The organism is Streptomyces chartreusis, assembly GCF_008704715.1.
GTDB classification, from domain to species: Bacteria; Actinomycetota; Actinomycetes; order Streptomycetales; family Streptomycetaceae; genus Streptomyces; species Streptomyces chartreusis.
Map to the genome: position 1 here is coordinate 763014 of NZ_CP023689.1, position 19884 is coordinate 782897.

The 19884-nt window shown below is 71.8% G+C and carries 22 protein-coding genes; 10 read left to right on the top strand and 12 right to left on the bottom strand.

Annotation, left to right across the window (positions count from 1 at the left end):
• Positions 1-7 precede the first annotated feature (7 nt).
• Complete coding sequence (locus CP983_RS03175) at positions 8-1642, top strand: amidohydrolase (RefSeq protein ID WP_150498438.1); 1635 nt, start codon at positions 8-10, stop codon at positions 1640-1642.
• A 16-nt stretch (positions 1643-1658) separates the two neighbouring features.
• Here CP983_RS03175 and CP983_RS03180 read toward each other — a convergent pair whose 3' ends face one another.
• Positions 1659-2621, bottom strand: coding sequence for a GlxA family transcriptional regulator (locus tag CP983_RS03180; RefSeq protein ID WP_150498439.1), 963 nt, complete (start codon positions 2619-2621; stop codon positions 1659-1661).
• Positions 2622-2692: 71 nt separating this feature from the next.
• On the opposite strand from CP983_RS03180, the gene CP983_RS03185 reads away from it, so the two are divergent.
• A complete protein-coding gene (locus CP983_RS03185; protein WP_150498440.1) occupies positions 2693-3643 on the top strand; it encodes an NADP-dependent oxidoreductase in 951 nt (316 codons plus the stop codon).
• 19 nt (positions 3644-3662) lie between these two features.
• On the opposite strand, the gene CP983_RS03190 is transcribed toward CP983_RS03185, so the two are convergent.
• On the bottom strand, positions 3663-4769 hold the full coding sequence (locus CP983_RS03190; RefSeq protein ID WP_150498441.1) for an NAD(P)-dependent alcohol dehydrogenase: 1107 nt from the start codon (positions 4767-4769) through the stop codon (positions 3663-3665).
• Between the two features lie 25 nt (positions 4770-4794).
• A complete protein-coding gene (locus CP983_RS03195; RefSeq protein WP_150498442.1) occupies positions 4795-6246 on the bottom strand; it encodes an aldehyde dehydrogenase family protein in 1452 nt (483 codons plus the stop codon).
• 103 nt (positions 6247-6349) lie between these two features.
• On the opposite strand from CP983_RS03195, the gene CP983_RS03200 reads away from it, so the two are divergent.
• Positions 6350-6787: a MarR family winged helix-turn-helix transcriptional regulator gene (locus tag CP983_RS03200; protein ID WP_150498443.1), complete on the top strand. Its 438-nt coding sequence runs from the start codon at positions 6350-6352 to the stop codon at positions 6785-6787.
• Between the two features lie 156 nt (positions 6788-6943).
• Positions 6944-7324 carry an anti-sigma factor antagonist gene (locus tag CP983_RS03205; protein WP_030955726.1) on the top strand — a complete coding sequence of 127 codons (381 nt, stop codon included), beginning with the start codon at positions 6944-6946 and terminating at the stop codon, positions 7322-7324.
• Positions 7325-7345: 21 nt separating this feature from the next.
• On the opposite strand, the gene CP983_RS03210 is transcribed toward CP983_RS03205, so the two are convergent.
• Positions 7346-8299 carry a ribose-phosphate diphosphokinase gene (locus tag CP983_RS03210; protein WP_125525818.1) on the bottom strand — a complete coding sequence of 318 codons (954 nt, stop codon included), beginning with the start codon at positions 8297-8299 and terminating at the stop codon, positions 7346-7348.
• Between the two features lie 198 nt (positions 8300-8497).
• Between CP983_RS03210 and CP983_RS03215 the strand changes: the two genes are divergently transcribed.
• The gene (locus CP983_RS03215; protein WP_150498444.1) at positions 8498-9160 is read left to right on the top strand and encodes a DUF4230 domain-containing protein; all 663 of its coding nucleotides are present in this window, start codon (positions 8498-8500) and stop codon (positions 9158-9160) included.
• 3 nt (positions 9161-9163) lie between these two features.
• Here the strand turns inward: CP983_RS03215 and CP983_RS03220 are convergent, their stop codons facing one another.
• The 6 genes from CP983_RS03220 to CP983_RS03245 are packed head-to-tail and all read right to left on the bottom strand — an operon-like array spanning position 9164 to position 12894.
• The gene (locus CP983_RS03220; protein WP_150498445.1) at positions 9164-10924 is read right to left on the bottom strand and encodes a complex I subunit 5 family protein; all 1761 of its coding nucleotides are present in this window, start codon (positions 10922-10924) and stop codon (positions 9164-9166) included.
• A complete protein-coding gene (locus CP983_RS03225) occupies positions 10924-11271 on the bottom strand; it encodes a sodium:proton antiporter (RefSeq protein WP_125525832.1) in 348 nt (115 codons plus the stop codon). Before CP983_RS03225 ends, CP983_RS03220 begins: the two co-directional genes overlap by 1 nt.
• Before the next feature lie 10 nt (positions 11272-11281).
• Complete coding sequence (locus CP983_RS03230) at positions 11282-12022, bottom strand: MnhB domain-containing protein (protein WP_150498446.1); 741 nt, start codon at positions 12020-12022, stop codon at positions 11282-11284.
• Positions 12019-12270 carry a Na(+)/H(+) antiporter subunit B gene (locus tag CP983_RS03235; RefSeq protein WP_150498447.1) on the bottom strand — a complete coding sequence of 84 codons (252 nt, stop codon included), beginning with the start codon at positions 12268-12270 and terminating at the stop codon, positions 12019-12021. Before CP983_RS03235 ends, CP983_RS03230 begins: the two co-directional genes overlap by 4 nt.
• A complete protein-coding gene (locus tag CP983_RS03240; protein WP_150498448.1) occupies positions 12263-12715 on the bottom strand; it encodes an MrpF/PhaF family protein in 453 nt (150 codons plus the stop codon). Before CP983_RS03240 ends, CP983_RS03235 begins: the two co-directional genes overlap by 8 nt.
• Positions 12712-12894, bottom strand: coding sequence for a hypothetical protein (locus CP983_RS03245; RefSeq protein WP_107906424.1), 183 nt, complete (start codon positions 12892-12894; stop codon positions 12712-12714). The genes CP983_RS03240 and CP983_RS03245 overlap by 4 nt, the downstream gene beginning before the upstream one ends.
• A 506-nt stretch (positions 12895-13400) precedes the next feature.
• Between CP983_RS03245 and CP983_RS03250 the strand changes: the two genes are divergently transcribed.
• On the top strand, positions 13401-13856 hold the full coding sequence (locus CP983_RS03250) for a VanZ family protein (protein WP_229914706.1): 456 nt from the start codon (positions 13401-13403) through the stop codon (positions 13854-13856).
• A gap of 22 nt (positions 13857-13878) precedes the next feature.
• Here the strand turns inward: CP983_RS03250 and CP983_RS03255 are convergent, their stop codons facing one another.
• Positions 13879-14655, bottom strand: coding sequence for a sulfite exporter TauE/SafE family protein (locus tag CP983_RS03255; protein WP_125525825.1), 777 nt, complete (start codon positions 14653-14655; stop codon positions 13879-13881).
• Positions 14656-14871: 216 nt separating this feature from the next.
• Between CP983_RS03255 and CP983_RS03260 the strand changes: the two genes are divergently transcribed.
• A complete protein-coding gene (locus CP983_RS03260) occupies positions 14872-16101 on the top strand; it encodes a ricin-type beta-trefoil lectin domain protein (protein WP_150498449.1) in 1230 nt (409 codons plus the stop codon).
• Positions 16102-16110: 9 nt separating this feature from the next.
• Here the strand turns inward: CP983_RS03260 and CP983_RS03265 are convergent, their stop codons facing one another.
• On the bottom strand, positions 16111-16347 hold the full coding sequence (locus CP983_RS03265; protein ID WP_030954907.1) for a hypothetical protein: 237 nt from the start codon (positions 16345-16347) through the stop codon (positions 16111-16113).
• 135 nt (positions 16348-16482) lie between these two features.
• Between CP983_RS03265 and CP983_RS03270 the strand changes: the two genes are divergently transcribed.
• From CP983_RS03270 to CP983_RS03280, 3 genes are all read left to right on the top strand, one after another.
• Positions 16483-17490 carry a PHP domain-containing protein gene (locus CP983_RS03270; RefSeq protein WP_150498450.1) on the top strand — a complete coding sequence of 336 codons (1008 nt, stop codon included), beginning with the start codon at positions 16483-16485 and terminating at the stop codon, positions 17488-17490.
• Between the two features lie 319 nt (positions 17491-17809).
• Positions 17810-18772 carry an SDR family NAD(P)-dependent oxidoreductase gene (locus tag CP983_RS03275; protein ID WP_150498451.1) on the top strand — a complete coding sequence of 321 codons (963 nt, stop codon included), beginning with the start codon at positions 17810-17812 and terminating at the stop codon, positions 18770-18772.
• A gap of 79 nt (positions 18773-18851) precedes the next feature.
• Positions 18852-19880: an SDR family oxidoreductase gene (locus CP983_RS03280; protein WP_150498452.1), complete on the top strand. Its 1029-nt coding sequence runs from the start codon at positions 18852-18854 to the stop codon at positions 19878-19880.
• Positions 19881-19884: the final 4 nt, after the last annotated feature.

A 19884-nucleotide genomic window follows, 5' to 3' on the forward strand; every position in this document is an offset into this window, starting at 1 on the left:
ACGGAACATGTACGCAGATCTCCTCTTCACCGGCGGCCCCGTCCTCACCCCCGAGGGCCGCACCGCGACCGCCGTGGCCGTCACCGGCGACCGCATCACGGCCGTAGGGCGCGAGGAGGTGCACAATCTCGCCGGACCGCGGACCGAGGTGGTGGACCTCGCCGGGCGGCTGCTGCTGCCCGGGTTCCAGGACGCGCACGTGCATCCGGTGCCGGCCGGGCTGGAGCTCACCCAGTGCGATCTGACCGGTACGAGGACGGCGGACGACACCCTCGCGGCGGTGCGTGCCTACGCGGACGCGCATCCGGAGCGGGAGTGGATCACCGGCGGCGGCTGGTCGATGGAGGCCTTCGAGGGCGGTACGCCGACGAAGGAGCTGCTGGACTCGGTGGTGCCCGACCGGCCGGTGTATCTGCCGAACCGGGACCATCACGGGGCCTGGGTCAACAGCCGCGCCCTCGCGCTCGCCGGGATCACCCGGGACACGCCCGACCCGGCCGACGGGCGGATCGAGCGCGACGCCTCCGGCGAGCCGAGCGGGACGCTCCAGGAGGGCGCGATGCAGCTCGTGGGCCGGCTGCCCCCGCCCGCCACGCAGGCCGACCGGGTGGCGGCCCTGCTGCACGCCCAGCGGCATCTGCACGCGCTCGGCATCACCGCCTGGCAGGACGCGCTGGTCGGGGACTTCCTCGGCATGGACAACCCGGCGCAGGCGTATCTGGCGGCCGCGCGGGACGGCTCACTCACCGCGCGGGTGGTCGGCGCGCTGTGGTGGGACCGTGAGCGTGGCTCGGAGCAGATTCCCGAACTGGCCGAGCGGCGCGAGGCGTTGAGTCACGGACGGTTCCGGGCGACCAGCGTCAAACTGATGCTGGACGGCGTAGCCGAGACCGGTACCGCCGCACTGGTGGACCCCTATCTCGACAAGTGCGGCTGCGCCACCGCCAACCGGGGCACCAGCTTCATCGACCCGGAGCAACTGCCCAAGTACGTCACCGAGTTGGACGCGCTCGGCTTCCAGTGCCACTTCCATGCCCTGGGCGACCGGGCCGTACGTGACGCGCTGGACGCGATCGAGGCCGCGCGCGCCGTCAACGGGCCCAGCGACACCCGGCCTCACCTGGCCCATCTCCAGGTGATCCAGCCCGCGGACGTGCCGCGTTTCGCTCGGCTCGGGGCGATCGCGAACGTCCAGCCGCTGTGGGCCGCGCACGAGCCGCAGATGGACGAGCTGACGATCCCCTTCCTCGGACCCGAACGGGCCGCGTGGCAGTACCCGTTCGGCGCCCTGCTGCGCGCAGGCGCACGGCTCGCGGCGGGCAGCGACTGGCCGGTGAGCAGCCCCGATCCGCTGCACGGCGTCCATGTCGCAGTCAACCGGGTGACGCCGGACGCCGATGACGCGCAGGTGTTCCTGCCCGGCGAGCGGATCGGGCTCACCGAGGCACTCACCGCGTACACGGCGGGCTCGGCGCATGTGAACCACCTTGACGACACCGGTGAGGTGCGGGCGGGAGCACTGGCCGATCTCGTCGTCCTGGACCGCGATCCGTTCGTCGGGCCGGCGGAGGAGATCGCGCGGACCCGGGTCGCGCGGACCTATGTGGGAGGCGCGCAGGTGTACGCGGCGCAGGAGGCCTGACCCGTCTGCCGCTTCGCTAGCGGACGCCGGCCGCCTGGAACGTGCGGCGGTACGCCTGCGGTGACACCCCGATCGCTGCGTGCAGGTGCTGCCGCAGCGAGGCGCCGGTGGCGAAGCCGACCTCGATGGCGATCCGGTCGACCGGCAGGTCGCTGGACTCCAGCAGATGGCGGGCCCGGCCGACGCGTTGCTGGATCAGCCAGCGGCCGGGGCTGAGGCCGACCTCGTCGCTGAAGCGGCGGGCGAAGGTGCGCAGGCTCATCCGGGCGTGGGCGGCGAGGTCGGTCAGGGTGAGCGGTTCGTCGAGGCGTTCCAGGGCCCAGGCGCGGGTGGCGGCGGTGCCGGCGGCTCCGCTCTCCGGGACTGGCTGCTCGATGTACTGGGCCTGGCCGCCGTCCCGGAAGGGCGGTACGACGCAGCGCCGGGCGACCGCGTTGGCCAGTCCGCTGCCGTGGTCGGTGCGCACGATGTGCAGGCAGACGTCGACGCCGGAGGCGGCGCCGGCCGAGGTGAGGACCCGGCCGTCGTGGACGAACAGGACGTCCGGGTCGAGTTCGACCTGCGGATAGCGGCGCCGGAACAGGTCGGTCACATGCCAGTGCGTGGTGGCGCGCCGGCCGTCCAGCAGGCCCGCCGCCGCCAGGACGAAGGCGGCCGTGCAGATCGACACGATCCGCGCGTCCGGGCGGATCCGGGCGAGCGCCGCGGCGACCTCGGCGGGCAGCTCCTCGGGGATGTACGCGACGCCGACCGAGGCGACCACCACGGTGTCGGCGGTGGCGAGGATCTCCGGCCCGTGCTGGACACCGATCGTGAAGTCGGCGTTGCTGCGCACCGGATTGCCGTCGACGCTGCACGTCAGCACCTCGTACCGGCCGTCGGCGGCGCCGAAGATCCGGCTGGGGATGCCCAGCTCGAAGGGATAGACGCCGTCCAGGGCCAGCACCACGACCCGTTCCACCTGTCGTTCACCATCCATGGCACGATTCTATCGAAGGTTGGCAATCGTGCCATTTTCTGGAGCGGCGGACCCCGGCAGGCTGTTTCACCATGAGCACTGTGAACACCATGCGAGCCATCAGCCAGGACGTCCTCGGCGGTCCCGAGGTCCTGAAGGAAGTTCAGATCGAGCGCCCGGCGCCGCGCCCGAACGAGGTACTGGTCCGCGTCCGCGCGGCCGGCGTCAACCCGACCGACTGGAAGCACCGCGAGAACGGCGGCTTCCTGGGCGAGCCCCCGTTCGTCCTCGGCTGGGACGTCTCCGGCGTGGTCGAGGCGGTCGGCATCGGCGTCGCCGCCTTCCGCCCCGGCGACGAGGTCTTCGGCATGCTGCCCTACCCCTTCGGCCACGGCTCGCACGCCGAGTACGTCATCGCCCCGGTGCGGGCCCTCACGCACAAGCCGTCCGAGATCGGCCACACGGAGGCGGGGGCCCTGCCGCTGGTGTCCCTGACCGCCTGGCAGGCACTGACCGAGCACTCCGACGTCCGGCCGGGGAAGCGCGTGCTGATCCACGCGGCGGCCGGCGGCGTCGGGCACGTGGCCGTGCAGATCGCCAAGGCGCGCGGCGCCCACGTGATCGGCACGGCCAGCGCGGGCAAGCACCAGTTCCTGCGCGGCCTGGGCGCGGACGAGGTGATCGACTACCGGGAGACGGACTTCACCGAGGCCGTCAAGGACGTCGACGTCGTCCTGGACACCCTGGGCGGTGAGACCTCGGTGCGCTCGCTGCGTGTGCTGCGTCCGGGCGGTGTCGTCGTCTCGATCCTGCCGGTCGGCTCGGACGAGTTCGGCGAGGAGGCCGAGCGGCTCGGGGTGCGGGCCGTTCGGATGCTGCTGGACGCCGACCGTGCCGGTATGCAGGCGATCGCGGAACTGGTCGAGCAGGGCAAGCTGCGACCGGAGATCGCCGGGACCTTCCCGCTGGCCGATGCCGCCGAGGCGCACGCCCTGGGCGAGACCGGCCGGACGACGGGGAAGCTCGTCCTGACGATGGACTGACGCGCGACGGCCGGCGGGGTCAGAAGGTGAGCACGGGCTTGATCGCCTTGCCCGCGCCCATGTCCCTCACGGCCCGGTCGATGTCCGTGAACGGATAGGTGCTGATCAGGCGGTGCAGCGGAAGGCGGCCTTCCTTCACCAGCCGGACCAGGGCCGGTATGAAGGTCTGCGTCTCGGCGTCGCCGAGGGTGAGGCCGACGACCCGCTTGCCGCCGAGCAACCCGTTGACGTCGAGGGCGACTTCGGTGCCGAAGGGCGGGGCGCCCACGACGACCAGGGTGCCCCGGGCGGCGAGCGCGTCGACGCCCCGGCGCAGCACGCCGACGTTGCCGGTGGTCTCGACGACGCCGTCGGCGCCGCGGCCGCCGGTGATGTCGGCGAGCGCCGCGGCGAGGTCGGTCCCGGTCGCGTCGATCGTGTGGGTGGCGCCCAACTCCCTTGCCAGTGACAGACGTTCGGCGACCCGGTCGACGGCGACGATGTCGGTGGCGGGGGTCAGGGCGGCGGCCATGACGGCGGACAGGCCGACCGCTCCGGCGCCGAGGACGACGACGGTGCTGCCGGTGACCGGCTTCAGGACGTTCCAGACGGCACCCACCCCGGTCTGCACCCCGCAGCCCAGCGGGGCGATCGAGGCGAGCGGCACCTCCGGGTCGACCTTCACCAGGCTGCGCTCGTCGACCAACGCCCGCTCGGCGAAGGAGGACTGGCCGAAGAAGTGGCCGCCGAGGTCCTCCCCGGCCCGGCTGATGGTGCCGGTACCGTCGGCCCGCCGGCCGCCGATGAGGTTCAGCGGCAGCCAGGTCGCGCAGTACGCCGGGTGGCCGCCCCGGCAGTCGCGGCAGCCGCCGCACGAGGTGAACGACAGCACGACGTGGTCGCCCGGCGCGACGCCGGTCACGGCGGCGCCGACGGCCTCGACCACGCCCGCGCCCTCATGGCCGAGGACGCCGGGCAGCGGGAAGGGCAGCGCTCCGCTCGCCACGCCGAGGTCGGTGTGGCACAGGCCCGTCGCGACCATACGGACGACGGCCTCGTGCGGTGCGGGCTCGTCGAGCTCCACGTCGGACAGGGCGAACGGGGCTCCGCCCGACTCGACGACGGCGGCACGGGTGGGGATGGACATCGCGTGAATCTCCTTGGCGGTGCGCTCAGTCGAGCGAGACGACGACGGACTTGGTGGTGGTGTAGGCGTCCAGCGCCTCGGGCCCGTACTCGCGGCCGAAGCCGGAGTCCTTGACCCCGCCGAAGGGGACCGCAGGGTCGAGCATCGCCCAGTCGTTGATCCAGACGATCCCGGCGTCCAGCCGTTCGGCGACCCGGTGGGCGCGGGCCAGGTTCCCGGTCTGCACGCCCGAGGCCAGGCCGTACGGAGTGGAGTTGGCGAGTTCGACGGCCTCGTCCTCGGAGTCGAAGGGCTGGACGGTGAGGACCGGGCCGAAGATCTCCTCCTGGATCACCCGGGAGTCGTTCGGCAGGTCGGCAATGACGGTGGGCATGTAGTAGTAGCCGCCGTCGAGATCGAGCCGTTCACCGCCGCAGACGATGGTGCCGCCCTCCTTGCGGGCCAGCTCGACGTACTCCTCGACCTTGCGCAGATGCCGCTCCCCCGCCATCGGGCCGACCACGGTCCCGGCCTCGCGCGGGTCGCCGACCGGGACGCCGGGCACCGCGTCGGCGAGGATGCCGAGCAGGGTGCTGTGGACCTGGCGCGCCACCAGCAGCCGGGGTCCGCCCATGCAGAACTGCCCGGTGTTGAAGACGAAGCCCTTGATGATCGCGCCGACGGCCTTCTCCAGGTCGGCGTCCTCGAAGACGACGTGGGCCGCGTTGCCGCCGAGCTCCATGGTGACCGGCTTGAGCGCCTCGCCTGCGATGGCCGCGACCTTCCGGCCGACGGTGGTCGAGCCGGTGAAGGCGACCTTGTCGACGCCGGAGTGCCGCAGCAGCGCCTCGCCGGCCGCGGGTCCGCCGGTGACGACGTTGACCACGCCGTCGGGGACACCGGCCCGCTTGAAGAGGTCGGCCATGTACAGGGCACTCAGCGGAGTCTCCTCGGCCGGCTTGTGGACCACCGTGTTGCCGGCCGCGAGCGCCGGGGCGATCTTCGAACCGGCCAGGATCAGGGGGAAGTTGTACGGCGTGATCGCCGCCACCACGCCGACCGGCCGGCGTCGGACGTAGGCGACGGCGTTCATGGGGGTGTCGCGGACCGCGCCGTCCAGACCATGGGCGAGGGCGGCGAAGTGCTCGTAGTCGTTGGCCGCGTTCGTGACGTCGACGGCGTGCGCGAGCGTGATCGGCTTGCCGACGTCACGGCTCTCCAGTTCGGCCATCCGGTCGGCGTTCTCCCGGATCAGCTCGGCGACCCGGTGCAGGATCCGGCCGCGTTCCCGGCCGCTCAGCCCGGACCAGGCGCCGTCGTCGAAGGCGTCCCGCGCGGCGCGCACGGCAGCGTCCACGTCGGCGGCGCCGGCGTCCGCGGCGGTGGTGAGGACCGTGCCGCGGGACGGGTCGACCACGTCGGTGCGCGCTCCGTCGGCGGCGTCGCGCCACCGGCCCCCGATGAACAGCCGCCCGGGTTCGATCTCGAAGGTGGTCATCGCCACTCCTCAGCCTCATCGCCAAGATTTCAATAAACAGGATTCCTGTTTGTCTGCAGTCTCTTTACAGACAGGATTCCTGTCAATGCTCTAGGCTGAAGTCATGCTCGACGCCCAGGCAGCCAAGGCACCGCCGTCGCTCCTCTACATGGTCAAACAGGTGGAGCTCGTGGTGCGTTCACACCTGGACGAGCTGGTCAAGCCGTCCGGGATCACCGCGCTCCAGTACACGGCCCTCACCGTGCTCCAGCGGCACGACGGACTGTCCGCCGCCCAGCTGGCCAGGGACTCCTTCGTCACCGCGCAGTCGATCGCCGACCTGGTAAGGAGCCTGGAGACCCGCGGGCTGGTGCGGCGCGAGCGCAATCCGCAGAGCCGCCGCGAGCTGCTGATCCTGCTCACCGACACGGCCCGTGAGCTGCTCGCCCGGCACGAGGGGGAGGTACGGGAGCTGGAGGAGCGGATGGTGCGGGAGCTCACGGCTCATCAGACCGAGCAGTTCCGTCAGGCACTCTCCAAGGCCTGGCACGCGCTGTCGTAGTCACGCCTCACACATCACGCGAAGCATCTGTCGCAAATCGAAGACATATGTCAATCGAACATGCTCAGATTCGCTCAATCGAGGGTAACTTGCAGTGCGGGGACTGGATTTGAGCAGCCGCCGCAAGTGAACAGGTTGGTTGGAGGCGATGTCGTCGTGCAGCTGGATCCTGCGCCGTTCAGCCGGCATCTGCGCGTCCACCGGCACCGCGACCACACGGTGCTGGAGTTGCTCGGCGAGATCGACATCGCGGCCGCGGTGGAGATCGCCCCGTATCTGGACCGGGTGACGGCGCATCCCGGGGCGCGGATCGTGATCGACCTGCGGAGCATCGAGTTCTTCGACTGCTCCGGGCTTCGCCTGCTGTACCGGGCCCTGAGCCGGACCCACGACCACGGCGGGCAGCTGCACCTGGTCTGCACCCACCCGCTGACCCTGCGCGTGCTCAGGATCACCGGCCTGAACCGCCTGCTGCCGCCGCATCCGACACCGGACGCGGCGCTCGGCCAGCCCGAGGCAACGTCCGGCACGTTATGAGGACGCCGTGAGAGCCCCTGGCTACTCGGTTCCCGGCGCATCGAACAGGGCGCTCACGGACTCCCCGTTGTGAATGCGGCGCACGGCCTCGGCGAGCGCCGGAGCGATGGACAGGACCTTCAGCTTCTCGGTGCGCTCCTCGGCCTGGATCGGCACGGTGTTGGTGCACACGATCTCCAGTACGTCCGGCTGCTCGCCGATCCGCTTCAGCGCCCCGGCCGCGAAGAGGCCGTGCGTACAGGCGACACGGATCGAGCGCGGCCCCAACTCCCGCAACCGGTCGAGGAGTTCGATGACCGTGCTGCCCTTGGCGATCTCGTCGTCCAGGATGATGACGTCGCGTCCGGCCACCTCGCCGATGACCGAGCTGATGCTGACCCGGTCGTCCGCGAACCGCTGCTTGGCGCCGGCGGCGACCTGGGCGCCGATCAGCCGCGCGAACGCGGCCGCTTCCTTGGCGTTGCCGAGGTCCGGGGACACGACGGTCGTACGGGAGAGGTCGTACTGCCGGAAGTGCGCGGCGAGCTCGCGCAGAGCGTGCAGGTGGTCGACCGGCACCGTGAAGAAGCCGTGCACCTGGGGCGCGTGCAGGGTCATGGCGAGAACACGGCTCGCGCCGGCCGCGACCATCAGGTCGGCGACCAGCCGGCCGCCGAGTGAGATGCGGGGCGCGTCCTTCTTGTCGGAGCGGGCGTAGGAGTAGTGCGGCATCACGACGGTGATCCGGCTGGCGGACGCCCCGCGGGCCGCGTCGCACATCAGCAGCAGCTCGACGAGGTGCTCCTGGACCGGCCTGACCAGCGGCTGGATCAGGAAGACGTCCCGCTCCCGGCAGTTGGCCTGGAGCTGCACCTCCAGGCAGTCGTTGGCGAACCGGCTGACCCGGGTCGGGCTGAGCGGTACCCCCAGATGCGCGCAGACCTCCGCCGCCAGCTCGGGGTGGGCACTACCGCTGAACACGGCGATCTCTCGCACGATCCGCTCCTCGCATGATCATTCCGGGTGGCGCCCTCATGCTACTTACCTCAGCAGAAACGTTGCTGCCCACCTGTGCGCGCGTCGCGGCCGCCCCTGGTGCGCCGGCCTGCTCCGGGCAGGGGCGCCGATCAGCCAACGCACAGATCTGACAAGGGATTTGGGGGTACTCGGAACATAGGAAGGAGGAACGTCGACATGACGACTTCCATCAAGCGCATCAACAAGCGCATGCCCGGCTGGGCGAAGGCGGTGAGCGCCCTGGTGCTCGTGCTCGTCGTCTTCTTCGCCGGGATCCGGCTGAGCGTGCTCCCCGGCCTGAAGGACCTGTTCGGCACCGAGACCAACGACCGCTCGGGTCCGGCACTGCTCCAGTCCATCCAGGACATGAGCCGTTACGACGCCGCCTCCGGCAACTTCCAGATCGTCGTGGATCTGGAGAAGGACGCCAAGTTCCTGCCCGACGCGATCCGCGGCACCCGCACGCTGTACGTCGGCGCGGGCACCGTGGACGCCTATGTCGACCTCGGAAAGGTCGGCGCCGACGACGTCACGGTCAACGACGACCGTACGTCCGCCACGCTCCGACTGCCGCACGCCGCCCTCGGCGAGCCGTCCCTCGACCCCGACCGCTCCTACGCCGTCTCCAAGCAGCGCGGTCTGCTCGACCGCCTGGGCGACCTCTTCTCGGACAACCCCAACAGCGAGCAGGCGGTCCAGAAGCTCGCGGTGCGGCACATCGGCGACGCCGCCAAGGAGAGCGGGCTGACCAGGCGCGCCGAGACCAACACCACCGACATGCTCCAAGGGCTGCTGCACTCCCTGGGCTTCAAGGAGGTGAAGGTGACGTACACGGCCTGACCCCTATCCCGCCAGGCCGGGCAGTGCCAGCGCCCCGAGCACGGTGGCGCCCACCAGGACCCAGGCCACGTAGTCCCCGACGTGCCCGGACTGGAGGCGTCGCAGCGGCAGTGCCCGGCGCGGGGCGGCGAGCCACCCCGGCCGGGTCACCGCGAGGGCCGCGAGGCCGAGGGCCAGCGCGGTCGCGACGAGGTCGAGCAGCACACCGGCCGGGCTCCAGTGCGGTGCCGGCACCACGGCACCGCCGGACCCGGCCTCGTTGACGGCGTGCGAGAGGACCTCGCCGAAGCCGGGGGCCACGCCGACGGCGAGCGATCCGGCCAGCAGCAGCGCGGGGACTGCGGTCATCGTGTCGGGGATCCGGCTGAGCCGGTGCCGGGTCTCGGGCCGCTCACCGGCGCCGGTCGTCTCGTACTCGGTGTCGTCCTCGGGGGCGGGGCCGAGGCCGAGGAACACCCGGGCCGCGACCCGCAGGACCGCCCCGGCGGTGACCGCGCTCGCGACGACGTAGAGGGCGATCAGCGGCCCGCCCACCGCCTTCTCCGTGACGGCCTTGCCCAGACCCGTGCCGAAGGGCGGGAGTCCGGCGAGCGCCAGCCCGCCGACGGCGTACATCACGGCGACGCCGCGCAGTTCGCGGGCCCTGCCGTGCAGCGCATGCTCGTCGACGTTGCCGTAGCGGTCGAGGAGGATGCCGGTGCAGGCGAACAGCGCGGCCTTCACACCGGCGTGACCGAGGACGTACAGCGCGACCCCGTCGTCGGCCTCGGGACTCAGCACGCCGATGCCGATCAGGAACAGCCCGGTGTGGGCGACCGTCGAGTACGCCAGGAGCCGCTTGATGTGGCGCTGGTACCAGCACATGACGGCGCCGATCATCGCCGTCACCGCGCCGAGCACGAGCAGTGACCGCTCCAGGTCGGCCGCCGGGATGCCGCCGGGTCCGGCGAAGACTGTGCCGTACACCCGCCAGACGCCGTACACGCCGAGTTCGACCATGACGCCCGACAGCAGCATGCACACGGGGGTGGGTGCGACGGCGTGGGCGTCCGGGAGCCAGAAGTGGAAGGGAACGGCGGCGGACTTGATCAGCAGGCCGGTCAGGACGAGGACGAAGGCGGCGAGGACGAGGCCGTCCGGCGGTCCGTGCGCATCGAGGGCTCGGCCGATCTGGGCCATGGAGAGCTCGCCGGTGCGGGCGTAGAGCAGGCCGATGCCCATGAGCATGGCGTACGCGCCGAGCGAGGTGACGACGCCGAAGGTCAGCGCGCCCTGCACGGCCTTGGCCTCCTCGACACGGGTGCCGGTCAGCGCGTAGGCGACGACGCTCATCAGCTCGAACCACACGAACGCGTTGAACAGGTCGCCCGCGATGGCGAACCCGCACATGCCGGCCTGGAGGAGCAGGATCAGCGCGGGGAACGAGCCCGCGTGCCGGCGCGGGGGTTCGTCGAAGTAGCGCCAGGAGTAGGCCAGGGCGGCCAGCGTCAGCACGGAGGCCAGGGCCGCCATGCCGAGCCCGGGGCCGTCGCCGACAAGGACGATTCCCACGCCGTGGCCGTCGACGGGCGTCCAGCCGCCGGCCCATTCGGCCATCGGCGGCGAGGAGTTCAGCAGCAGGGTGATCGCGAGTCCTGCGGTGCCCGCCGAGACGGCGCATCCCACGGACTCCGCGAGGACGCGCGGCACCCGGCGTCCGCCCGCGACCAGGAGGGCGGCCCCGCACAGCGGTACGGCGACGAGCAGCGGGAGCAGGTCGTTCATCAGCCGCGCAGCTCGGAGAGTTCGTCGGGGTCGACGGTGCCGTGCCGCTTGGCGACCTGGATGACGAGCGCGAGGAGCAGGGCGGTGACGGTGGCGCCCACGACGACGTCGGTCAGGGCAAGGGCCTGGACGACCGGGTCGACGACGGGCCGGGAGCCCGGTTCGAGGTCGGAGAAGACGGGCGCGGTGGCGTCGTCGCGGTAGCCGACGGCCAGCAGCAGGACATAGGTGCCGCACTGGCACACGGACAGACAGCCGACGGCGTGGATCAGATTGCGGCTGGTGGCGAGGCCGTAGCAGCCGATGAGGAAGACCCAGGCGGCGACGAGGTAGGGCAGGACGTCCATCACGGTGTTCTCACTTCCCGTTCCCCTCCTCGATCTCGACGGCCTGGTCCAGGAAGCGGGCGAGCAGCACGACGACCGCACAGGCGACCTCCATGCCGACGGCGGCGTTCAGCAGCGGCACGGTGCCGCCCGAGGACAGGGTGTTGAACGTGCCGTACGGCAGCAGGGTGTTGGCCAGGAAGGCCGTCCCGCCGATGAGGCCCGCGAGGCCCGTGACCAGGTAGGCCGAGGCCGCCAGGGCGTCGCCGACCTCGAACAGGCCGACCGTGCGGATCCGTTCCAGGGCGCGGTAGTCGGCGCCGAGGTAGAGCAGGTGCAGGGAGGTCGCGGCGACGACGCCGCCCTGGAAGCCGCCGCCGGGGCTGAGCTGCCCGTGCGCGATGACGTACAGGCCGACGAGCAGCGCGACCGGCAGGACGAGGAGGGCGTACCGGCGCACGGGCGGGGCCACGGCGGCGGGTGCGGGCCGGGCGCGGTGCTCGTCGCGGGTCTGCCGCAGCAGGACCACGCAGCCGACGACGGCCGCGAAGAGGATGGTCGTCTCGCCGAGGGTGTCGAAGGCGCGCTGGTCGAAGTTGACGGAGGCGATGGCGTTCGCGGTGTGCCGGTCGAGGGAGGCGTGCACCGCGCGGTCGCCGTACGGGTGCCGGTCGCCGCCGAAGTGCGGCAGGTCCAGGCTTGCCGCGACGAGGAGCGCGGCGACGCCCGCGAGGCCGACGGCCACGAGCCACAGCCGGGTGCGCGGGTTCACCGCTCGTGTCCTTTGCGCCGTTTGACCTTGCGGACGGACAGGAGCAGCAACAGCGGGGTGAGGGCGCCGCCGACGGCCAGCTGCGACAGGGCGACGTCGGGCGCCTGGAGCACCGTGAACAGCACGGCGAGCGCGACACCGAGGACGGCCAGCACGAGGGCCTGGCGGACGGGGTCGCGGACCATTACGGCCACGGTCGCGCAGCCGGCCACCAGCAGCAGCGCGACGACGATCAGCGCGTCAGCCACCGCGCACCCCCGCGATGCCGCCGGACAGCGCGCGGGAGGCTACGAGGTTCCCGCCGATCAGCAGCGCTCCCGTGACGAGGAGCTTCACCGTCTCCCGGCTCGGTCCGGCCGCCGCGCACAGCGCCAGCACCACCGCGGCGCCGAGTCCCGCCGTCGCCCAGGTCAGGCCCCGGGCGCGCGGTGGGTCGGCGGCGAGTTCGTCGGCCAGCAGCCGGGCGAAGACCAGGGTGCCCACCGGGCCGAGCAGGGCGAGGATCAGGGCGAGGTCGACGTACGCGGGGCGGTCGTGGCCCTGGGCGAGCAGCAGCAGGCCGGGGCAGGCCAGCGCGGTCGAGAGGTTCTGGGCCACGGCTCGGCGGCGCAGCGGGCCGGTGGCGACGCCCCAGAGGGTGGCGCCCACTCCCCCGCCGAGCACGAGGGCCGCCGCGAGCAGCCAGCCGTTCATCGTCCGGTCACCGCCCGGCGGGCCGCGACGGCCGCGAGCGCCGATACGCCGGCGGCGGCCGCACCGACCGCGAGTTCGAGGGTGTCCACGGTGCTGATCAGGACCAGCCAGAGCAGGGCGAGCGCGATCCACCAGGCCAGGAACTCGGCCGCGGCGAGCAGCGTCGTACGCCGGTTCACGCGGCCACCTCCCCGAGCCTGGCTTGTCCGTTTTCTCCAGCTCCGCGCCATCCAAGCACCGCCCCCGCCACCAGGGGCGGCGGCACGCGCGGGTCTCCGCCCGGAGTGCCCCGGCAGCGGGAAGGGAAACCGGTGAGGGTCGTCGGCGAGCGGCCAAAAGCGACCGCATCGCGGACGGGTTCGGGGGTAAGCGGCTAACCACCAAGGGAAGTTGAAGACTGGAGGACAACATGGCCGGTGGATCCCCACCTTCGCGTGTCGCGTTGCACATCGGCAGTCCCAAGACGTCAGGTGCCGCCAAGACCAAGGGCGGTGCGAAATCCAAGGGCGGCGCGAAGTCGAAGGCCGGTGCGAAGTCCAGGGGTGGAGCGGCCAAGCCGAAGCCGAAGAACTCCGCCAAGTCGGGACGCTCCACCTGGTTCGGACGTGCCGACAGGTCCAAGGGCGCCGCCAGGACCAAGCCACCCGGCGGGTCCCGGCCCGCCGCACAACCCGCGCGAAGTCCGCTGCGCGTTCTGACTCGCCTGCTGGCGATGCTGTGCGCCTTCGTCTTCATGGTGGCCTTCGCCGTCGTGCTGGCGAAGCTCACCCTTCAGCCGTCGCCCGCTTCGGAGGCGCTGACGCACACCAATCTCCAGCCGGGCAGCACGCTGCGGGCCTATCTCGACCAGCCCGAACTCCGGGACGCCGTCAAACAGATCGGCGGCAATGTGCTGCTGGGCGCGCCGTTCGGTGTCCTGGTCCCCGTGATCGCCCCGAGGACGCGCGGCGTCCTGCGGGTGCTGCTGCTGACGGCGACGGTGATGCTTCTCGTCGAGTTCGCGCAGGGCGCCCTGGTGACCGGGCGGGCCTTCGACGTCGACGACGTCATCCTCAACACGACCGGCGCGCTGATCGGCTACCTGCTGCTGGGCCGGCGGATGAGCCGCATGGTGCATGCCCGCAAGCCGCGCTCGTCCTAGTGGCCCGCGGACCCCGCCCCTCCTAGCGCAGCACCAGCTGGACTATCGCGCCCGTGCCGACCACGACGATGAACGTGCGCAGTACGGCGGGACGCAGCCGGCGGCCCACGGTGGCTCCGAAGTGGCCGCCGGCCGCGGACCCGACGGCGAGGAGGGCCACGGCCGTCCAGTCGAAGTCGGCGACGACGAGGAAGAACAGCGCGGCGACGGAGTTGACGACGGCGACCAGTACGTTCTTGACGGCGGTGAGGCGTTGCAGTTCGTCGTCGAGGAGCATGCCCATCAGGGCGACGTAGATGATGCCCTGGGCGGCCGAGAAGTAGCCGCCGTAGACGCTGGCCAGGGTCAGACCGACGAGCAGCAGGGGGCCACCGTCGGGGCGGGCGGACCGTCCCGTGCGGGCCCGGCGGTCGCGGAGTCTCCTGCTGATCAGTGGCTGGAGGGCGACCAGTACGAGGGCGAGTCCGACCAGGACCGGCACGATCCGTTCGAACGCCGAGGCGGGCAGGGCCAGCAGCAGCGTCGCGCCGGTGAGCCCGCCGAGCAGGGCGCCGGCGCCCCATTTCAGGACGCGTCGGCGCTGGCCGCGCAGTTCGCGCCGGTACCCGATGGCTCCGCTGATCGAGCCGGGGATCAGGCCGAGCGCGTTGGAGACCGTGGCGGTGACGGGCGGCAGGCCGGTCGCGAGCAGCACCGGGAACGTGATGAGCGTGCCCGACCCGACGGCGGCGTTGACGGCACCGGCGGCTGCGCCGGCGCCCAGGACGGCGAGCAGCTCGCCGATGTGTGCGGCGTCCATGGCGAGAAGCCTAGGAACGCGACAGTTCGGCAATGGACGAAGGGTGCCGGTGGACAGAGCGGCCCGATCCGGGCGGTTGTCGCCCCCGCCAACTACTGGTCCGTACCAAAGTATTGACGCCCCCTTTCCTCACTCCTTAAATCAAGTGGCGACACCTTCACCCCCCACAACGGCCGGCGCACCCGCCCATCGGGTCGCCGCACGGAAGGGAGCACCATGGCCTCCCCACGCCTGCTCCGCAACGTTCTACTGGCCGCGCTGTCCGGCGTACTGGTCGCATCGGCCGCGATCGGGCCCGCCCAGGCGGAACCACCCGAAGTCGCGGCAGCCGCCGTGACGTTCTCCGACAACTTCGACGGGCCCGCGGGTGCCGCGGTCGACTCGTCGAAGTGGCAGATCGAGACCGGCGACAACGTCAACAACCACGAGCGGCAGTACTACACGTCCGGCAACAAGAACGCGGCACTGGACGGCCAGGGCCATCTGGTGATCACGGCCCGGCGCGAGAACCCCTCCAACTACCAGTGCTGGTACGGCACTTGCCAGTACACCTCGGCCCGGCTGAACACCTCCGGGAAGTTCACCGCGCAGTACGGGCACGTCGAGGCCCGGATGAAGGTGCCGCGGGGGCAGGGCATGTGGCCCGCGTTCTGGATGCTCGGCACACCGGTGAACTGGCCGGACTCGGGCGAGATCGACATCATGGAGAACGTCGGCTTCGAGCCCTCGACCGTGCACGGCACCATCCACGGCCCCGGCTACTCCGGGTCGGGCGGCATAGGCGCCGGCTACTCGCTGCCGAACGGCCAGGCCTTCGCCGACGCCTTCCACACCTTCGCCGTGGACTGGGCGCCCGACTCCATCACCTGGTCCGTGGACGGCAACGTCTACCAGCGGCGCACGCCGGCCGACCTGGGCGGCAAGCAGTGGGTCTTCAACAAGCCGTACTTCCTGATCCTGAACCTCGCGGTGGGCGGCTACTGGCCCGGCGACCCGGACGGCTCCACGGTGTTCCCGCAGCAGCTCGTCGTGGACCACGTCTCGGTGACGACCGGTGACAGCGCGAACGGCGGCGCGATCAGGGGGCTCGGCGGCAAGTGCGTCGACGTGGCGGGCGCGAGCTCCGCGAACGGCACACCCGTGCAGCTCTACGACTGCAACGGCACCGGGGCCCAGCAGTGGACCGCCGCCTCGGACGGCACGCTCCGCGCGCTCGGCAAGTGCCTGGACGCCACCGGCAACGGCACGGCGGACGGCACGACGGTCCAGCTGTGGGACTGCACCGGCGGACCGAATCAGAGATGGACCGTCTCGGCGGCGCGCGACATCGTCAATCCACAGGCGAACAAGTGCCTCGACGTGACCGGGAACAACTCGGCCAACGGCACCCGGCTCCAGCTGTGGACCTGCACCGGCGCCGGCAACCAGAAGTGGACGGTCGGGTGACCCGTCCGGCTAGTGGCGGTGCCAGGTGAACTTGTCGCCGCCGACCCAGCGGACCACGTCCGGGTCGTCGAGGTCGTGGACGCTGATGCCGTAGAGAGCGGCCGTCTCCAGGACGTCGGTGACGGCCCTCGCCGAACCGACGACCACGCCGTCGATCTCCATGATGCGGAACGGAGGCGTGCCCGGCTGAACCCCGAGCACCATGATCCGCGGTTGTGTGATGTGCGGACTCGCGCTTTCGGTCATGAATAGAGCGTAGAGCGCGACACGCGTCAACGAGTCCTCCAGGTCGTCCCCGGCGGGCGTCCCCAAGACCGCCGGGCCGCCCGCCCGCCGTGCGGGGGCGGCTCGGCCGGGGAACCCTGGAGGGTGGAGGTGGCGATGGATCCCGTGCAGGCGCTGGACCGGATCGCCTTCCTGCTGGAGCGCTCCCTCGCGCCGACCTATCGCGTACGGGCCTTCCGTACGGCCGCCCGGGTGCTGGCGGAGCTGCCCGCGGACGAGGTGCGGGCGCGGGCCGAGGCCGGGACGCTGGAGTCGCTGCGGGGCGTCGGGCCGAAGACGGCGAAGGTGGTGCGCGAGGCACTGGCCGGACAGGTCCCCGGATACCTCGCGGACCTGGAGGAGCAGCCGGAGGCCGAGCTGCCCGAGGGCGGGCCGCTGTGGGAGCTGCTGCGCGGGGACTGCCATCTGCACTCCGACTGGTCGGACGGCGGCAGCCCGATCGAGGAGATGGGCCGCACGGCGGCCGGCCTCGGCCACGAGTGGGCGGTGCTGACCGACCACTCGCCCCGCTTGACCGTCGCCCGGGGTCTGTCGGCCGACCGGCTCCGCGAGCAGCTGGACGTGGTGACGGAGCTGAATTCGACCTGGGCGCCGTTCCGGCTGCTCACCGGCATCGAGTGCGACATCCTGGAGGACGGCTCCCTCGACCAGGAACCCGAGCTGCTGGAGCGGCTCGACGTGGTCGTGGTTTCGGTGCACTCCAAGCTGCGCATGGAGGCCCGCGCGATGACCCGCCGGATGGTCACCGCCGTACGCGATCCCCACGCCGACGTCCTCGGTCACTGCACCGGCCGCCTGATCACGGGGCGGGGCCGGCCGGAGTCGGAGTTCGACGCGGACGAGGTGTTCGCCGCCTGCGCGGAGTCCGGTACGGCCGTGGAGATCAACAGCCGGCCCGAGCGGCTCGACCCGCCCCGGCGGCTGCTGCGCCGGGCCGTGGACGCGGGCGTGCTGTTCTCCGTCGACACCGACGCGCACGCCCCGGGGCAGCTCGACTGGCAGCGGTACGGCTGTGCCCGCGCCGAGGAGTGCGGGGTGCCCGCCGAGCGGGTCCTGACCACCTGGACCGCGGACGAGCTGCTGGAGTGGACCCGCGAGAAGTGAGTGCGGGAGCCGTGTTCTCAGGCGTGACGCAGATCACCGCGTATCGCGGCGGACTCAGGAACACCCGCCGGTAGTTTCCCGTTGAACCAGCCGTGGGTGCGGATGGGACAGTGTCCCCGGGCCTCACCTTTCGCCCACAGGGAAGATCGTTCGGCTGAAGCCCTGTGGAGCCTTTCGCCGAGAGGCGACCGCCATCCGCGCCCACCTCTGACCGCCCCGACCGGAATCCCCCGTCCGGCCGGGGCTTTCTCTTGCCCCGACGCGTGTCTCCCGGGCTCGGCTTGACTTCGAGAGCACTCCAATTCGTAGCGTTTTGGACATGAGCACTGCACAGCACAAGATCGGCTCCGGCTTCGGGGCGAACAGCACCGCCGACGAGGTCCTCGAGGGCATCGACCTGACCGGGAAGCTCGCGGTCGTCACCGGCGGCTACTCCGGGCTCGGCCTGGAGACCACCCGGTCCCTCACCAAGGCCGGCGCACGGGTCGTCGTCCCGGCCCGCCGCCGGGCCGCCGCCGAGGAGGCGCTGGCCGGCCTCGAAGGCGTCGAGGTGGACGAACTGGACCTCGGCGACCTGAAGAGCGTGCGCGGCTTCGCCGAGCGGTTCCTCGCCTCCGGCCGCACCATCGACTTCATGATCGACAACGCCGGGATCATGGCCTGCCCGGAGACCCGCGTGGGGCCGGGCTGGGAGGCGCAGTTCGCGACCAACCACCTCGGTCACTTCGCACTGGTCAACCGCCTGTGGCCGGCGATCGAGCCGGGCGGCGCCCGCGTGGTGTCCGTGTCGTCGCGCGGCCACCACTTCTCCGGCATCCGCTGGGACGACGTGCACTGGCGGCAGGGCTACGACAAGTGGGAGGCCTACGGCCAGGCCAAGACCGCGAACGTCCTGTTCGCCGTCCACCTGGACCGGCTGGCGGCGGACCGGGGCGTGCGGGCCTTCGCGCTGCACCCCGGCGGCATCATCACCCCGCTGCAGCGCCACCTCCCGAAGGCGGAGATGGTGGAGCGCGGCTGGATCGACGAGCAGGGCAACGTACTGAACCCCGAGGGCTTCAAGAGCCCCCAGCAGGGCGCGGCCACGCAGGTGTGGGCGGCGACGTCCCCGCAGCTGGACGGCATGGGCGGGGTCTACCTGGAGGACTGCGACATCGCCGAACCCGCCGTCGACGGCGGGGAGCGCAGCGGCGTCAAGGCTTGGGCGACCGACCCGGAGCAGGCGGCACGCCTGTGGGCGCTGTCGGCGGAGCTGACGGGCGTGGACGCGTTCGCCGCGTAGCACGGGACCGGGAACGTGCGATCGCCCCGAATCGGGGTACTCGCAGGCTCCCGTCCCCACTCTCCGGGAGGAGCCGCAGGTGAGCAGTGAAGCGGCCCGCAGGATCGTGGTCACCGGCGCCACCGGCAATGTCGGTACCAGCGTGGTGCGACTCCTCTCGGAGGATCCGGAGGTCGGTTCCGTCCTGGGGCTGGCCCGCCGGATCCCCGACTGGTCACCGCCGAAGACCGACTGGGCGGCGGTCGACCTGGCCGACGGACGGGGCGATCTGTCGGACCTGTTCGCGGGCGCCACCGCCGTGATCCATCTGGCCTGGGCGTTCCAGCCCACGCACGATCCGGCGACCACCTGGCGGACCAATGTGCTGGGCGGCCTGCATGTGTTCGAGGCGGCGGCCGCGGCCAGGGTGCCGAAGCTGGTGCACGCGTCGTCGGTCGGCGCCTACTCCCCGGGTCCCAAGGACCACGCGGTGGACGAGTCCTGGCCTACGCACGGCTGGCCGGACGCCGCGTACTGCCGGGAGAAGGCCTATCTGGAACGGGTGCTGGACACCTTCGACCGCGCCCATCCCCGGGTCCGGGTGGTGCGGATGCGGCCGGCGTTCCTGTTCAAGCGGGAGTCGGCGAGCGAGCAGCGCCGCATCTTCGGCGGCCGTTTCCTGCCGGGCCCGCTGGCCCGCCCGGAGCTGCTGCCCTTCCTGCCCGACATCCCGGGACTGCGGGTGCAGGCCCTGCACACCGACGACGCGGCGACGGCGTATCTGCTGGCGGTGAAGTCCGACGTCCGGGGGGCGTTCAATCTCGCGGCCGACCCGCCGGTCGACGCCGCGCTGCTGGGCGAGATGCTCGGGGCTCGCCCAGTCCGGCTCCCACGCACGGCGGCACGGTCGGCGATCGCCGCCGCGTGGGGGCTGCATCTGCTGCCCGCCTCACCGCATCTGTTCGACGCGGTCCTCAGGCTGCCGCTGATGAACTGCACGCGCGCGCGTACCGAGCTGGGCTGGCATCCGAAGCGCACGGCGCCCGAGGTGCTGGAGGAGTTCTTCCAGGGCCTCCAGCAGGGCGCTGGCGCGGCCACCGAACCGCTGCGAGGCCGCAAGGTGGGCTGACGCG